Raw genomic sequence first — 16,660 nt, forward strand, 5'->3', positions numbered from 1 at the left:
TAAAACTTTTAATGATATTGAATACATTTTTTCTAATTATCCTTCGTAGTTCTCTGTGTATTCTTTGTGTTCTCAGTGTAATGAAACTGGTAGTTACACAGAGTCCACCGGGAACCACAGAGGTTCACAGAATTTATTTCAACATCGGAATTTTAACATTCCACATTTTCGCATTTTCAATTGCCTGCTCGTATCCGGCATCAGCGTGACGTATTATTCCCATTCCAGGATCGTAAGTAAGAACACGTTCCAATCTTTCTTCAGCTTCTTTAGTTCCATCAGCAACCACAACCATTCCAGCGTGAATTGATTTACCAATTCCAACTCCACCACCATGATGAACCGATACCCAGCTTGCACCACCAATTGCATTAAGAAGAGCATTAAGTATTGGCCAATCAGCAATTGCATCGCTCCCGTCAATCATCCCTTCGGTTTCTCTGTTTGGTGAAGCAACGGAGCCGCAATCAAGATGGTCCCTACCGATAACGATCGGGGCTTTAACTTTTTTATCAGCGACCAGCCGATTAAATATTTTTCCCATTTTTGCGCGCTCTCCATAACCAAGCCAGCAAATTCGTGCGGGTAATCCCTGGAAGTGAACTTTCTTTTGAGCCATATCAATCCAGTTCATCAGTGCTATGTTGTTAGGAAAAGTTTCTTTCACAGCTTTATCTGTCTCGTAAATATCATTTGGATCACCAGACAATGCAGCCCATCGAAATGGTCCTTTACCATCACAGAAAAGTGGGCGAATAAATTCAGGAACGAAACCTGGAATATCAAAGGCATTGGTTATACCATTTTCTTTTGCTTCGCCGCGAATATTATTTCCGTAATCAAAAGTAATTGAACCGCGTTTTTGAAATTCAAGCATTGCTTCAACATGTTTTACAATCGTTTTTCGTGAAAGTTTGATGTATTTGTCAGGATCAGATTTTCTTAATCCAATTGCTGCTTCGAAACTCATTCCCATTGGAACATAACCATTAAGTACATCATGAGCTGATGTCTGATCGGTTAACACATCAGGAATAATATTTCTGTTCAATATTTCAGGAAGAATTTCACCTGCGTTTCCGATTAATCCAACTGATAAAGCTATTCCTTTTGATTTAGCTTCAAGAACTTTGTTTAAAGCCTCATCAATATCATCAGTCAGAAAATCAAGATAACCAGTATCAATTCTTTTTTGTGCTCTTGCACGATCTACTTCGATTCCGAGGAAAGCGGCACCGTTAAATGTTGCAGCAAGCGGTTGAGCTCCACCCATTCCACCTAAACCTGCAGTTAAGACAAATTTTCCTTTAAGTGTTCCATTAAAATATTTTCTCGCACACTCAGCAAAAGTTTCATACGTACCTTGAAGAATTCCCTGAGTGCCAATATAAATCCAGCTTCCTGCAGTCATCTGACCATACATCGTTAAACCAAGATGTTCAAGTCTGCGGAATTCATCCCAGGTAGCCCAATCGGGAACAAGCATTGAGTTTGAAATAATAACTCGTGGTGCGTTTGTGTGAGTTTTAAAAATACCAACTGGTTTACCGGACTGAATTAAGAGTGTTTCATCATTTTCAAGATTCTTTAATGACTCAATAATTGCATCGAAAGCATCCCAATTTCGTGCGGCTTTTCCGCTTCCACCATAAACTATAAGCTCCTCAGGTCTCTCAGCAACCTCAGGATCCAGATTATTCATCAACATCCGTAATGCTGCTTCCTGTATCCATCCTTTGCAGATTAATTTAGTTCCGGTTGGTGCTTTAATAATTTTTATAACATTGGACGTCATCTTCAACCTTTAAAATGATTTTCAAAAATATCAGAGTATTGTTTGTATAGCGATTTCATTAACCACTTCTTAAAGAACCAACTTTTATTCATTTCTTTTTTCAGATATTCAATATTCTGCTTTATGTTATTTGTAAGTCTGATTTTTTCATCTTTTGTAAGTTTGACAGATTCTTCATTTGAGTTCAACTTATCCAAAACTGAGTTAAAAGCTTTCACCTCTCCAAAGTACTGATTGTCGCTGCCCATTTGTTTAAGAGCCTGTTTACAAAATGATGATAAAAGTTTCTTTTCGTTTTTATTGAATTCGAAATTATAATTTGTAAAAAGTTTTTTCATTCTCTATTGAGTTTTAGTGTATAATTGATTCCGGATTTTTTGATAGCCAGGTTTAATAATATCATAAATATATCTGAGTCTTTCCTTATAGGGAATGAAAGCAGATTTCATAGCATTGATAGTAATTTTTTCTATATCATCAAAACTGAGGCTAAAATATTTTACTGCTGTCATAAATTCTTCGGTCATATTTGTATTGCTCATCAGTCTGTCATCGGTATTTATTGTAACTCTGAATTTTTCTTTGAATAAAATTCCAAAAGGGTGATTCTCAAGCTTATCTACAGCACCAGTGTGTAAGTTGCTAAGTAAGCAAATTTCAAGCGGAATTCTTTTATCAAGAACATATTGAGCAAGATCACCAAAACTTACAACGTCACTGTCATCATTCAATACTATATCTTCAATCAATCTTGTTGCATGACCAATCCGATGAGCACCACACCATTGAATCGCCTGCCAGATAGATTCTTTTCCGAAAGCTTCTCCGGCGTGAATAGTAATATTAAAGTTTGATCGCTGAATAAATTGGAACGCATCAAGATGTTTTTTGGGTGGATAACCACCTTCTTCACCGGCAAGATCAAATCCAACAACTCCATCTTTTCTAAAATTAACTGCAAGTTCTGCAATCTCAAGAGTGTTCGTCATATTTCTCATCCCGCATAGAATGAGACCATATCCAACGCCAAAATCATTCTTACCTTTTTCCAAACCATTTAACACAGCCGTTACAGTATCTTCAAGGTATAATCCTTTATTTGTATGATAAACCGGTGCGAATCTTGTTTCCACGTAAGCCACTCCGTCAGCTTTCATATCTTCCATCATTTCGTATGCAACCCGCTCCAAACCATCTTTGGTTTGCATCACAGCAGTAGTGTGTTCAAAACCTTTCAGAAATTCTACGAGATTACCTTTGTTAGCATTAGTAAAAAACCAACTTCCAAGTTCATCCTTATCGTACACAGGTAATTTTTTATAATGCAGATCATCAGCCAGATCAATTATTGTTTGTGGTCGGAGACCGCCATCCAGATGATCATGCAGCAGGACCTTAGGAACGGAATTTATAATCTCTTTGGTTAACAAAATTTCCTCAATTTTCAATTTAAAAATTAGCCTTTTAAGTGCGCAAAATCAATTTAAATAGCTCGCCTGTGATACAAAATAAGTCTGACTTTTAAGAAGAATAATTGTATTTTTGAATTACTAATTTTATCCAAAAGTAACTAAACAATAAACTAAAAATCCATTAATGGAGTTAATATGAAAAATTCCAAACTAATTGTTTTAGGAATGTTATTTATGGGAATAATATTCCTTGGATTCCAATGTTCCTCAACCGAGCTTACCAGTGCAAAGCTTTACATTCAACAAAAAAATTGGGATAAAGCAATTGAAACTCTTAATACTGAGATAGCTAAAAATCCGAAGAGTGACGAAGGATATTATCTTTTAGGAACTGTCTATAGTGAGAAAGATGATGTAGATAATATGGTAAAAGCGTTTGACCAATCACTTTCTATTAGTAATAAGTTTCAAAAAAATATTGAAGAGTATAAAGCGTTCCAGTGGGCTAATAACTTCAACCGTGGAGTAAGTCTTTTCCAGAGAGGCAATAAAACCGTTGATGAAGACAGCTCCAAGATGTATTATAATATGGCGATTGACGCATATAATAAAGCAATTACACTTGAACCGGACTCAGCGGAAACTTACAGAAACCTTGCATTTGTTTATTTGACAACAGGAAAAACTGAAGAATCAATTGTACCACTGAAGAAACTTGTGGACCTCGAACAAGCTGAAGAAGGTTACCAGTACCTTGGTGAAGTTTACTATACTCTCGGTCTTAATTCGATGAGTAATTTTAAAATTGAAAAAAATGTTCAGGACAGTGTAAAAGCGATGGAGTATTACAATAATGCAATAGCTACACTTGAGGCAGGTACTGAAAAATATCCTGAAAATGCCGAAATGATAGGCACTAAGTTCAGCGCTTATATTGGAGCTAATAAAATGGATAATGCTTTAAATTCTGCAGCAGCTTTAGTTGAAAAGGATCCAAACAATAAGTTCAATAGGTATAATTATGGAGTTGTTCTGCTTAATACTGAAAATTTTGCAGAAGCAGAAAAACAACTTTTGGAAGCAATTAAACTTGATCCTGAATATGAAAATGCAATTTATAATCTCGGAGTTACTTATGTAAAATGGGGAACTGCACTGAACAAAGAAGCAGAGCAGAAAGGTATTATGAGCGATGATTATAAACAGAAGTACCAGGCATCTTTGCCATACCTGGAAAAAGTAGTTGAAAAAGATCCAAGTAATGTGGCAATTTGGGAGCTTCTCGGTAAAGTATATTCAGTACTGGGAATGACAGATGATGCAAATAATGCATTCAAAAAAGCAGATGAAATGAGATAAAGTGAATAAAATGAATCAGAACAAACCTCCTCAGGGACAGCAGATAAATATTGAGCTTGGTGAAAAAGAAGCAGAAGGAATTTATTCCAATCTTGCTATCATTACACACTCACCAGCTGAGTTTATAATTGATTTTACACGAATTGTTCCCGGTGTACCGAAAGCAAAAGTACTATCCCGGATTATCACAACACCGCAGCATGCAAAAATGCTAATGAAAGCTTTGAAGGATAACATCGAAAAGTTTGAAGCCCGCTTTGGTGAAATAAAAATGGAGATACCTGCTGACCAGCATTTTGGATTCGTTGCGCCGAAAGGACCTGAGAAGGTGAATTAACCTCACCCTTTATCCCTCTGCTTATAAAGGAGAGGGAATATGAAATGATAATGCCATCTCATTTAATGGGTTGGCATTTTTTATATCAATACTTCATTCTTGGAAGAGTAATAAACGTTCCGGCAACAAAAATTAAGTTAGCAAACCACGCAGTTAAAATAGGATCAAGAGCGCCGTTTTTTCCAAATGCCTGACTTACTTTCATAAATACAAGATAGATGAAAGCGATTAAAATATTAATTCCAACTTGCACGGCTACTCCACTTTTTCTTTTGTTTGCGGATATTGGAAGACCAAATAAAACTATTATTACACTTGTCATTGCAAATGCAAAACGTGAGTGATACTCAATCTGGGCTATTGTTGGATTTGTTCCTGCTCGCTTTTGTGAATCTATCAAATCGGAAAGCTCGCTTAAATTCATCTCAACTGGCTTTTGCTGTTTTTTAGTCAAGTCAATCGGTTTAAAATTCAGTGTTGGAAGTTTTAAGCTGTCGAAATAGATGGCTGTTTCTGTTTTGTCTGTGAATGACCTTCTAACACCTTTTATTGCAATCCATATTCCATGCAAAGAATCATATTCAAGTTTCTGTGCATCAATACGTGCAGTCATTTCAGTGAGATCAGCTTCATTAAAATCCTGTATGCTGACTCTGTTTGCCCAATTCATATTACTATCAAAGTAAGAAATGCTGACTATTCTCGATTTACTATCCTGAAAATAAATATTGCTGCCTGTAAATGTCATCCCTCTTTTCAGATAGGTTTGCTCTATGTAAACTTTGGTTTTGTTTGCCATTGGAACAATGTAGCCACCAAAGTATAGAGATATAAAACTAATCAGAAGAGCAGTAACAACGAATGGAGCCATGAATCGATAGAGACTTACACCACTTGCCCGCATTGCTGTAAGTTCGCTAAGTTGAGATGCTTTTCCCGCTGTGAATAAAGCACCGAACAGCACAGCAACAGGAGTTATCAGTTTTATTATTTCAGGTGTGAATACTACATAGTAATGAAGAATATTAATCCAGGGTACATTTTGATCGATGAAATCATCGAGGTTTTCCATCGCATCAATTACCAGAAAGATCAGAATGAATGCAAGAAGCGCAAAGAATACGGTTTGCAGAAATTGTCTTATTAAATATCTGTCAATGATTTTCATTTGGTTCCTGCTGTAATCGAAAACGTTTTGGAATTAGTTTTTTAAGCAGAGTAAATTTGATAGTTACTGTCTCGCGATTTGTTTTTATTGTGAGAACAATCCCAAGGAAACCAAGCAGAAAATTTGCAGCCCACATTCCAATAAACGGAGAGAAGAAACCTCTTTCCGCCAGTTTCTCACCGCCAATTAAAAATGCCCAATATATCAGGAAGAAGAGCAAACTAATACTTGCTGCAATACCAAAGCCTCCTTTTCTGACCATAACTCCCAATGGCGCACCAATTAAAATAAAAATAATACAAGCAGCAGGAATCGAGTATTTTTTATAAATCTCAACATCATATTTTTCAATTTCTCTGTTTGTGAATTCAATGCTTTGTGCTTTTGATGTAATATTATTTTTTGCAGTTCTTATTTTGTCGAGTACTCTTGAATACAACAATTTATTATTTACAATTGGTGATGAGTTGCCGTATGCTGTTATCATTGATGAATCAGTGAAAAAATATTTGTCGGTTTCATCTGCTAGAAATTTTAACTGTTGTTCTTTCTCCGTTTTAAAATTATCCACAATTGCGTTCATTGTGTCAACTCCAAGTTCTCTTTCTCCTCTGATTCCACCCTGTGATTGATGAAACGTAAACTGTGATCCGTCCATTACAATTCTGTGTTTCTCAAAAATAAGTTTCCTATATAAACCGGTTTCTTTAACATCAGCTTCATGGATTTCACCTTCCCATAAATCCATTACAAGATTTTTCTGGTCAGCAGTAAAATAAATTTTTCCTTTAGTAGCCGTTACAACATTTATTTTAGAAGGAGTTGTATAATCGTAAATAGTGATGCCACTAAGCTCATTTGTTTTCGAATTAATTGCCCTTACAAGAATCGCATATCTTGAAACCTCCTGAGAAAAAAAACCAGGTTCTAATGAGAGAGTTGGTTTTTGCTGTGAGATATCAGACATTAAAATTCTTGCCTGGTGATTTGCATCCGGTAGAACCTGATCATTAAATAAAAACAGAAGGAAAGCAAGTAAGATACTCGCTAAAAACGGAGCCTTCATCATTTTGTAAAGACTAACACCAGATGATTTCAATATTGTTATTTCATTGTTCTGAGAAAAATTTCCATAAGCCATTAAAGTTGCAACAAGAGTTGCCATTGGAATTACCAGAACAAGCATCCATGATAAGTTGAAAACCACAAGCTTTATTAATAACCATGTATCTAACCCTTTACCCACAAGCCGATCAGCAAATTTCATCATAAACTGAAGAAGGAATATCCCCATCAGAGTAATTGTTGAAAATACGAATGGAATAAAATGAGCTTTCAGTATATATCTGTATGCAATCATCAAAAGAAAAATAATTAAGCCTGCTTAGTTTAACAAGATAATCAGTGTGGACTGAAATGATTTGTTGCGTATATTTATTACCCAGATATGAAAAATTCATTTGTTGTTATTGCTGCTCCATCTTTGGTTCTGATCACCGCTCTGATTATTCTTTTATTTTCTATTTCTTTAAATAGAAGTGAAATTCAAATCAGTATTCATCCGGCAGCACATTATCCGCGCTGGCTTGAAGCTAATAATTACAATCCAACTCAAACTTCCGGCATTACCTTGTTATTTGAAGATGCAGGAAAAAAAATATTTCTTTTAGCAGATGATATCGGGAAAATTCACAGGTTTGTCATAAAAAATGATACTATCTTCAGTTTTACAGAAATAAGGTTCAGTAATGAGTTAAATAACTATCTGGCTGAATTTCCAAAAAAGGATTTTGAAGAAATATTTTATGATAAGTACACTGATGAAGTATATCTGACAATTGAAGGAAATGGAAAAGCCCACTTACGTTATCATGGAATATATAAAATGAAATTTTTAAATAATGATGTTCAGCGGGATACAATTACATCGCTTGAAAAAATTCATTTTGTACCTGAAGCTGAATTTTTCAAAAATCTGCTTCCAAACATTGGGTATGAAGGATTCACTGCAGACGAAAATTATTTTTATCTTGGTCTGGAAAATATTCAATCCAATGATGGCGAATTTAGCAATAAGACAGCAATCAGGATTGCAGATAAAAAGTCATTGAAAATTATTAACGAAATCTCAACAGATTCTCTTAATATTTCTACTATTTGTGGACTATATTCGGATAAGAATTACTCACTGTGGGGAATTGACAGAAATCACAGGAAAGTTTTTAAATTAAAACTGGATGAATATTTTAACATAGTTGATTTAGATTTTTTTGAAATAATAACTGTGGTACCCGGTTATAAAGGTTTGGAATATACTGGCTCGCTTGAATCAATTACGATTACCTCGGAAAAATTTCTTTTTATGGTGGATGATCCCTGGTATGCTTTCTTTATACCTCCCGGTGATATTCTCGCGAAACTCGATTCAAACACAGTAAATAATTTTAAAAACTTTATACCCATTATTTATAAGTTTATCATAGAATAAAAATAAGGAAAGAACAAATGGAAAAAGTTGTTGATTATATTAATTCAAACAGACAAAAATATGTCGAAGAGCTAAAGAACTTTTTAAAAATACCAAGCATTAGCACACTTGCTGAAAACAAAGCAGATATGACTACTGCAGCAAAGTTTGTAGCAGACAGGCTAACTGATGCAGGAATGGAAAACGTGAGAATAATTGAAACCAAAGGTCATCCATTAGTTTATGCAGACTGGCTTCATTCACCAGGTAAACCAACTGTACTTATTTATGGTCATTACGATGTTCAGCCCGTTGATCCAATAGATTTGTGGGATTCACCTCCCTTTGAACCAACAATTAAAGATGATAAAATTTTTGCCCGAGGTGCAACAGATGATAAAGGACAGATGTATATGCACATTAAAAGTGTGGAGGCATATTTCAAAACTGTGGGCAAACTTCCATTGAATGTTAAATTCATTATTGAAGGTGAAGAGGAAATTGGAAGCGGTAATCTCGACAAATTTGTAAATGATAACCAGAAGATGCTGCAATGTGATGCGGTTTTAATTTCCGATACCTCTCTCTATGGTCCGGGTATTCCTACTTTAACTTACGGACTCAGAGGATTGTGCTATATGGAAGTTATAGTAACCGGTCCAAACAGAGATTTACATTCAGGTACTTTTGGCGGCGGTGTTGATAACCCGATAAATGTTCTCGCTGAAATGATATCTAAATTAAAAGATAATAATGGAAAGATTAAAATTCCCGGTTTTTATAAAGATGTTGTTAATCTTTCAAAAAAGGAGAGGGAAAATTTTAAGAGATTACCATTCTCCGAAAAACAATATGCGAAAACTTTGGGTGTGAAGGAATTAAAAGGTGAAAAAGGTTATACAACGCTTGAACGAGTGTGGGCAAGACCAACATTGGATTGTAATGGTATTTTTGGTGGTTTCACCGGTGAAGGTGCTAAGACAGTACTTCCATCCAAAGCAACGGCAAAAATAAGTATGCGGTTAGTTCCTAATCAGGATCCAAAAAAAATTGCAAAATTATTCAGCTCGTATCTTAAAAAAATTGCACCGAAGACGGTTAAATTAGAAGTTAGCGATCTTCATGGTGCATATCCAATCGCTACTTCATTAGATGACAAGGCAACAAAGGCTGCAGCCATTGCTTTATCAAAGGTATTTGAAAAGAAAACTGTATTTATGCGTGAAGGTGGGTCGATTCCGATTGTTGTTTCCTTTGCTAAAAAATTAAAAGCATCACCAGTGCTTTTGGGAATGGGACTCAACACTGAAAATCTACACTCACCAAATGAACACTTCAACCTGAATCATTTTCATTTAGGAATCCTGAGCTCTGCTTTTTTTCTGGATGAGTTTTCAAAGTAAGTTTTAACGATGAAGTAAATTGTTGCTTCAACACGAGGATAAAATCCAATCTGTCTTTATTCTTTTTGAAAGGGTAAACTACGACCTTACACTTATAGATTTTCAAATGCTATAATACTTGAATGGTAAAATTGACCTAATCACCACAACTGACTGACTCCTTGCAGATTGATGAATTAATGATTTTTCAAAAGCTTTTTATTAGTTTTTAGTATTGTATATTTGTAGCACAAATTTTGATTTCTAAATTATCCTAATATTAAACCAAATCTGCTAAGTATTGATGATTGTTTCTGACGAAAAAAATTCTTTGTTAATAGAATATCTTGAATCAAAAGGCTTCGCTTCCTATCAAGTCGATGGATACCGGGTTATTAATCGATTTACCAAATCAGAAGAAGAGTTTGACTCACTATACAACGGCGTTGCATTAAGAAACATATCTCACCAGGGTATTATTGAACTTAAAGGTAAGGATTCACTGGATCTGGTTCATCGCATTGGAACTAATCGGATAAATGATCTACCCAAAGAGGGTGTGAGAAAAACGATTTTTACTACTGAAAAAGGGAGAATTATCGGTCTCAGCACTTTAATGAATTTTGATAATTACCAGCTTGTAGTTTGTGATAGATCAACTAAATTAAAAGTAATGAGCTGGATCAGAAAATATGTTATCAGTGATGATGTTGAAGTTAATGATGCAAATGCTAAATATAATTTACTTGAGTTACGCGGCCCGCAAGCTGAATCATTTGCAACACTTGTTTGTGGAAATGTTGTAAGTGAGATTCAACCAAATTCGTTTAAAATTATTCACACTGAAAATATTCTTTTTTTCCTGATTAAGATTCCAGCTGAAAAAGGAAAAAACAAATTCTGGTTCCTTGCAGATTTTGAAAATTCAAAACGACTGATCAATTATATGCAGGAAAATAGAGGTGTGTTTAATTTTAATTTAGTTGGTGAAGAAGTTTTCAATATTTACAGGATCGAATATGGAATACCTGTTTCACCGTTTGAGTTGAATGATGAAGCCAATCCACTCGAAGCTGGATTGGAAGGCTTGGTTGATTTTAATAAAGGTTGTTACATCGGTCAGGAAGTTATAGCAAGGTTACAGACTTACAATAAAGTTCAAAGAAAACTTGTTGGACTTAAATTCGGCGAACCACTCGAATTTATTAATGGTCACACATCCATTGAAAGCAACGGAGAAGAAGTAGGAAAGATTACATCAATCGCGAATTCACAAAGACTGAAACAGCCAATAGCATTAGCGTATATTCGTAATTCACACTCAACACCCGGGACACAAATACAAATAAAACTTTCTGATAATAAGACTATAAATTCAGAAGTTCATTCTTTGCCATTTCTAAAATGAAAATTTACACAAAAACCGGTGACAAGGGTGAAACCGGTTTATTCGGCGGCGAACGAGTTAGTAAAGATTCACTTCGTATTTCTGCTTATGGTACCATCGATGAATTAAATTCATTTATTGGTTTTGCAATTACAGAAATTCAGGATAGCGGCGTTAAAGAAAATCTTTCAATAATTCAGGATCATCTTTTTACAATAGGATCTGATTTAGCAACACCTGATACCGAAAAAAATGCCAAACTGAAAATTCAACGGACACCGGAATCATTTTATAAAGATATTGAGAAATTAATCGATCACTATGAAGAACAACTTGAAGTGCTTCATCACTTTATTCTTCCTGGTGGTTCAAAAAGTTCTGCATTACTTCATATTTGCAGAACTGTTTGCAGACGAGCTGAAAGAGAAGTTGTGGCACTAAATAATTCAGTGACTATCGGAGATAATATCATTATATTTCTCAACAGATTATCAGATTTGTTTTTTGTTCTGTCACGTTTTGAAAATAAAATCTCGAACCATCCTGATATTATCTGGAATCCAAAATTGTAATTTTTTGAAATTTGATTTTTGGATTTTGATACTTCACGGGGGTGAAATTTTGGTTTCGACGGGATTAAAGAGGCATAGAACTGCGTATCGTGTTCCCCGAAGACACGTTAAAAAATTGGGAACAAACAATAACTGGCGAATATAATTACGCCTTAGCTGCGTAAATAAAACGCAGCTCGTTCTCCTCTCTCCATTTTACCGGGGTTAGAAAGAACGTCGTTTAGGTAAAATAGCTGAGTCTTTTGTCTGTGAAGATAAAGCGAAATTAATAGCAGACAGACTTTAAGTGATCTTTGTCTGTTTGGCAGCTTAAAGTCCAAATGAAACAGACTATGTATGTAGATGTTCTTTGGATCTTAATTTCGGACGCGGGTTCGACTCCCGCCACCTCCACCATGCTTCGTTTTGTCCGAAGGACTCCTTTGGAGAGTGAAACGAAAAATGAAGCCTGCAACGGTGAAGTCTATTAAAGACGAAGCCGTGCAAAGAGCTAAGACAGTGTCACTCAAAACTACGCCCGAGTAAACCGGACAACATAAATGAAGGAGTCAAAATGTAGTACTACGTTTACATTCTTCAAAGTATTAAGTATCCCGCAAATCATTACACAGGATATACATCCGATTATAAGAAAAGAATTGTTAAGCATAACAACGGGGAGGTTCCACACACATCAAAATATAAACCCTGGAATCTGCAAACCATCGTAGTATTTACAGAAAAAGAAAAAGCATTAGCATTTGAGAAGTATTTAAAAAGCCATTCCGGAAGAGCGTTTACAAAAAAACACTTCTGAGTGCGACGAAAAATGAAGCCTGCAACGGCGAAGTCTATTAAAGACGAAGCCGTGGAGAAAATAATTTCTGGTTTTGTATGAGAACCATTTCCTGACAGCAGTAAAGATTACATAAACAAAACTCATCCTAATCCTTCTTTTGCTAAGAGAAGGACTTATCGGTAAACATAACTTTGCACTTTATGTGCTGACAGAAAAATAATGGTTGGTTCTTAAATGACAATAATTCTCTCTCTTCTCAAGAGAGAATTTTATGAAAAGGATTACAATACCAAACTCACGAAGTGTCTGCTTTAACCAATGGCTGATAAATTTTATAGGATTTGTTACAACAAGAAAATTCAAATAACCACAACAAATCCATAACTCACCGGTAAATAGCTACCATTCATCATCCTGTAATTGTTATTACTGATTTGATTCTCTAATTTTAAATCAGAAATAAATTTTGTTCGCTAATAAAATGAGCATAACAAATCATACTATTTATCAAACGGAGAATTTCGTAAAACGCTTTTCAGTAAAAGCGAAAAAGCTCTGGTTACTAATCGGCTTCGAATCTCTAATCTGGATTATTGGTTTACTTTACCTTGCGTTTATTCATTCGCCCGGTGAAACACATTTTACTATTTGTCCTCTTGCTAATCTTGGATTTGAATTTTGTCCGGGATGCGGATTAGGAAATTCAATTTCTTTTCTGTTCAAAGGGATATAATTTCTTCATTCCGGTCACATCCATTAGGAATTTTTGCACTAATAGTTTTAACTCTCAGAATAATTACAATCATTAAAAATAATTGGAGGAAATATGCCTAATGTATTTCAATTAATGCCAAGTCTGGAAGCTGATGAAATGGCTTTTGTGCAGATGTTGATAAAAGATATGAACGAAAATCAGGCTCAGCAGTTTGCTATGTCATATATGTCAAGAAGAAAAGATCCCAGCAACATGTTGATATTTACATTGATAGGATTTCTTGGTATTTCAGGAATCCAAAGATTTGTTATAGGTCAGATTGGACTTGGCATTCTATACTTACTTACCGGTGGACTTTGTCTGATCGGAACAATCGTTGACCTGATAAATCATAAGAAGCTTGCCTTTGAGTACAATACTAAACAAGCTCAGCAGGTGGCAACAATGATGAGAACTTATACTTCTTAATTTTATGAGGAAGTTGTTGTAGTACGGCTTCCTCTCTTTTTTGTTTGATTATAAATCATATCAGCAATTATATTGTTGATTACTACTGGCTCATCGGTTAAATTTCATGACGTAATGAAAAAGATTAATTTTGCAAAAATGACCGGTGCAGGTAACGACTTTGTTGTTATTGATGGGAAGATAAATACAAGTTTTAATGTTTCTGAAGAATTAGTTCAGCGTATTTGTGATCGCAGGAATGGAGTCGGAGCTGATGGGCTGATTATTATCAATGATTCAATTGATCACAATTTTGTAATGAATTACTACAACGCAGATGGATCAACTGGAAGTCTATGTGCAAATGGTGCGAGATGCGCGGTCATTTACGCTTCCACAACTGGGAGGTTGAATGGTCTGACTGCAAAATTTATTTCAAACGAAATTGAATACAATGCGGAATTGCTCAGCAATTCAGAAGTTCGGTTTTATCTAAACCCACCAAAAAAATTAAAATACAATTTCAAAATAAAAGCTGCCGGAAAACTTCTGAATGCCCATTTTGCTGATACCGGTTCCCCGCATATCGTGATAGATTTAAATGAGATTGAAAGATTATTTGATTCGTTGGACTCTGTTCCCGTTGAATCAATTGGAAGTGAAATACGATATCTCCCTGAATTTCTACCTGGCGGAACAAACGTAAATTTTGTTGAAGTTAAAGATGGCGTGGTTCATATAAGAACTTACGAAAGAGGAGTGGAAGCAGAAACTTTAGCATGCGGAACCGGTGCAGTGGCTGCTGCACTAATATGCTATGTTAATAGAAAATTAACTGTCCCGATTCAAATTATTCCTAAATCAAAAGAAAAATTATTAGTAAATTTTGAAGTAGAAAATTCTAAAGTTAGAAATGTATCACTCACCGGTCCGGCAAAAATTGTATTTACCGGTGAAATGAAATATTAAATTAAGGAGAGTAAATGTCCAAAGTATTGTTCACAATCAATTATGAAATTCAGGAAAATAAAAGAGAAGAATTTTTAAAAACTATCAGAGAATTAAAAACTTTAATTAAAGCCGAAGGTTTGGAGAGTTATTCGGTTTACGAAGTTAAGGGTAAAACAAACCGTTTTCAGGAACAATATATATTTGTTACGGAAGAAGCCTTCGAAAATTTTGAAGATAATACAGATGAGCGAATAAATATTCTTGTCTCAAAGATCGAATCAATGAGTATGGGGCATTCAACAAAGTATTCAACTCTCATAGAAATACTGTAACAAAATTGATTTCAGCTCAAATCTATTGCTTAATTATGCGCAATTAAAGTTTGTAAAGAATTTTAGCACTCTTTAGAAATTTTTTCTTCGGGTAATTTAATTCTACCTGTCAAATCTTCATTTTTAACGAATTATCAAGTCTTTTTTGGGAATAGGATTTGTCAGCAGGCAATGTCTACGTAGTGGACAGTGGTTGTTTAATTATTAATCTATTTCCAGAAGGAGGAAAAATGAAATTTTCCAAAATACTACTAACTGTTTGTCTAATACTTACAGTTTCAATCTCATATTCACAAGAAATTAAAAAAACTGGTGGATATGCAAGGCTCAATGGAATGGGTGCGAACCCTTACGTAATTGATCCTTACTTTAATACAGTGAATCCGGCATGGAATGCTGTGTACAATAACTTTATATTAGGTGATCTTGGTTCTGCAGCAGGTAAACCATTTTCTGCAGGCGGATATGGTCAATACCTTTCTACTAGTTTTCAGGTTGGAGATCAGTGGACGCTTGGTGGAATATTGGCAAGAAGTGATTTCAACGGAATGTCAATTGCCTTATTAGATCCCGGCTCAAATGGTTCAATAAGCCCATCATATCCTGGCGTGGTTTCAACAGTGAATAACCTTATTTCCGGAGGAGGCGTTATTCCTTTGGATAACAACGTTGAATTAATAGGAACTTACTCTTTCGGACAATCCGCTGTTGGATTGGGTGTTGCTTATGCTTCTACCAGCAATGAATTTACACCACCAACTGGCGGTTCATCAGAAGGTTCAGCTAGTCAAATTGGTTTTAATCTCGGGTTAATTTCCGATGTAACAAGCACTTTAAAATTAGATCTCGGTGCATCAGTGATTATGCCGAGTGCAAGTTTTGAACCAGATACTTTAAACGAAACAAGTGCAAGCCAGACAATCATTACTGTTAATGGAAGAGCGTTCTGGGAATTAAATGATAATCTTCAGCTTGTTCCGCTTGTACTATTTTCTACAGAAAGTGGTTCAATTGACTCAGGAGGAGCTTCAACAGGTTCTGTTGATATGCCATCATTTTCGTGGTTTCAATTCGGAGTAGGACTTAATTATCAAGTCGGTGATTTCTTACTTGCAGGTGGTGCAATTTTCTCCACATCAAGTTTAACAAGACCTGCTCTCAGTAATGTTTCACCTGAATTGACAGAAGGAGAAAAAATGTTTCCGATTTGGAATATTGGTGCTGAATGGAATATGATTGATTGGTTCGTTGCAAGATTAGGTTATATTGCTTATACAGGCTCGTCTAGTTATGAATATCCTAATTCACAAAATTCAAAAACAGAAATTGTCCAAACATTCTTTGGTCCGGCACAAAGAGGTGCTACTGTGGGTGTTGGTTTTAGATTTGGAGGTTTCTCTTTGGACGCAACAGTTAATGAAGATGTTTTACGTCAAGGAATCAACAATATCGGAGGTGGAGGCTCTACTTTTGTTTATATGACTGCAGGTTACGTAATTCCATAATCTTGACTATAGGAAGGCATTCAATTTAGAATGCCTTCTTTTTTTCCATTCTC

At 35.2% G+C, this 16,660-nt stretch carries 16 protein-coding genes, 1 other RNA gene and 1 pseudogene; 13 read left to right on the forward strand and 5 right to left on the reverse strand.

Annotation, left to right across the window (positions count from 1 at the left end; translation table 11 throughout):
- Positions 1–133 precede the first annotated feature (133 nt).
- From hutU to HND39_09750, 3 genes are read right to left on the reverse strand one after another with little or no spacing between them, the layout of a single operon-like run.
- Entirely contained in the window at positions 134–1,795 is a 1,662-nt protein-coding gene (hutU, locus tag HND39_09740; protein ID QKJ96542.1) for a urocanate hydratase, read from the reverse strand.
- Positions 1,796–1,797: 2 nt separating this feature from the next.
- Complete coding sequence (locus tag HND39_09745; GenBank protein ID QKJ96543.1) at positions 1,798–2,133, reverse strand: hypothetical protein; 336 nt, start codon at positions 2,131–2,133, stop codon at positions 1,798–1,800.
- Positions 2,134–2,136: 3 nt separating this feature from the next.
- The gene (locus HND39_09750) at positions 2,137–3,225 is read right to left on the reverse strand and encodes an adenosine deaminase (protein ID QKJ96544.1); all 1,089 of its coding nucleotides are present in this window, start codon (positions 3,223–3,225) and stop codon (positions 2,137–2,139) included.
- Between the two features lie 177 nt (positions 3,226–3,402).
- On the opposite strand from HND39_09750, the gene HND39_09755 reads away from it, so the two are divergent.
- The gene (locus HND39_09755; GenBank protein ID QKJ96545.1) at positions 3,403–4,566 is read left to right on the forward strand and encodes a tetratricopeptide repeat protein; all 1,164 of its coding nucleotides are present in this window, start codon (positions 3,403–3,405) and stop codon (positions 4,564–4,566) included.
- Between the two features lie 10 nt (positions 4,567–4,576).
- Positions 4,577–4,903: a DUF3467 domain-containing protein gene (locus HND39_09760; GenBank protein ID QKJ96546.1), complete on the forward strand. Its 327-nt coding sequence runs from the start codon at positions 4,577–4,579 to the stop codon at positions 4,901–4,903.
- Between the two features lie 85 nt (positions 4,904–4,988).
- On the opposite strand, the gene HND39_09765 is transcribed toward HND39_09760, so the two are convergent.
- Complete coding sequence (locus tag HND39_09765; protein QKJ96547.1) at positions 4,989–6,071, reverse strand: YjgP/YjgQ family permease; 1,083 nt, start codon at positions 6,069–6,071, stop codon at positions 4,989–4,991.
- A complete protein-coding gene (locus tag HND39_09770) occupies positions 6,058–7,431 on the reverse strand; it encodes a YjgP/YjgQ family permease (GenBank protein QKJ96548.1) in 1,374 nt (457 codons plus the stop codon). The genes HND39_09765 and HND39_09770 overlap by 14 nt, the downstream gene beginning before the upstream one ends.
- An 87-nt stretch (positions 7,432–7,518) precedes the next feature.
- Between HND39_09770 and HND39_09775 the strand changes: the two genes are divergently transcribed.
- From HND39_09775 to HND39_09825, 11 genes and pseudogenes are all read left to right on the forward strand, one after another.
- Positions 7,519–8,559: a hypothetical protein gene (locus HND39_09775; protein QKJ96549.1), complete on the forward strand. Its 1,041-nt coding sequence runs from the start codon at positions 7,519–7,521 to the stop codon at positions 8,557–8,559.
- Between the two features lie 17 nt (positions 8,560–8,576).
- Positions 8,577–9,941, forward strand: a complete 1,365-nt coding sequence (locus HND39_09780; protein QKJ96550.1) for a dipeptidase — start codon at positions 8,577–8,579, stop codon at positions 9,939–9,941.
- A gap of 283 nt (positions 9,942–10,224) precedes the next feature.
- Complete coding sequence (locus HND39_09785; protein ID QKJ96551.1) at positions 10,225–11,328, forward strand: aminomethyl transferase family protein; 1,104 nt, start codon at positions 10,225–10,227, stop codon at positions 11,326–11,328.
- Positions 11,316–11,879 (forward strand): cob(I)yrinic acid a,c-diamide adenosyltransferase, encoded by a 564-nt coding sequence (locus HND39_09790; protein ID QKJ97956.1) that lies wholly within the window; start codon positions 11,316–11,318, stop codon positions 11,877–11,879. Before HND39_09785 ends, HND39_09790 begins: the two co-directional genes overlap by 13 nt.
- A 37-nt stretch (positions 11,880–11,916) precedes the next feature.
- Positions 11,917–12,275, forward strand: a transfer-messenger RNA (tmRNA) gene (gene ssrA, locus HND39_09795).
- Between the two features lie 175 nt (positions 12,276–12,450).
- Positions 12,451–12,675 carry a GIY-YIG nuclease family protein gene (locus tag HND39_09800; protein QKJ97957.1) on the forward strand — a complete coding sequence of 75 codons (225 nt, stop codon included), beginning with the start codon at positions 12,451–12,453 and terminating at the stop codon, positions 12,673–12,675.
- 547 nt (positions 12,676–13,222) lie between these two features.
- Positions 13,223–13,491: pseudogene (locus tag HND39_09805) on the forward strand (DUF2752 domain-containing protein).
- The gene (locus HND39_09810) at positions 13,484–13,840 is read left to right on the forward strand and encodes a TM2 domain-containing protein (protein QKJ96552.1); all 357 of its coding nucleotides are present in this window, start codon (positions 13,484–13,486) and stop codon (positions 13,838–13,840) included. The pseudogene HND39_09805 and the gene HND39_09810 overlap by 8 nt, the downstream one beginning before the upstream one ends.
- A 114-nt stretch (positions 13,841–13,954) precedes the next feature.
- Positions 13,955–14,788 (forward strand): diaminopimelate epimerase, encoded by an 834-nt coding sequence (locus HND39_09815; GenBank protein QKJ96553.1) that lies wholly within the window; start codon positions 13,955–13,957, stop codon positions 14,786–14,788.
- Positions 14,789–14,802: 14 nt separating this feature from the next.
- Positions 14,803–15,102, forward strand: a complete 300-nt coding sequence (locus HND39_09820) for a hypothetical protein (protein QKJ96554.1) — start codon at positions 14,803–14,805, stop codon at positions 15,100–15,102.
- Between the two features lie 230 nt (positions 15,103–15,332).
- Positions 15,333–16,607 (forward strand): hypothetical protein, encoded by a 1,275-nt coding sequence (locus HND39_09825; GenBank protein QKJ96555.1) that lies wholly within the window; start codon positions 15,333–15,335, stop codon positions 16,605–16,607.
- The last annotated feature ends 53 nt before the right edge of the window (positions 16,608–16,660 follow it).

It is taken from the genome of Ignavibacteriota bacterium (assembly GCA_013285405.1).
Taxonomy (GTDB): domain Bacteria; phylum Bacteroidota; class Ignavibacteria; order Ignavibacteriales; family Ignavibacteriaceae; genus IGN2.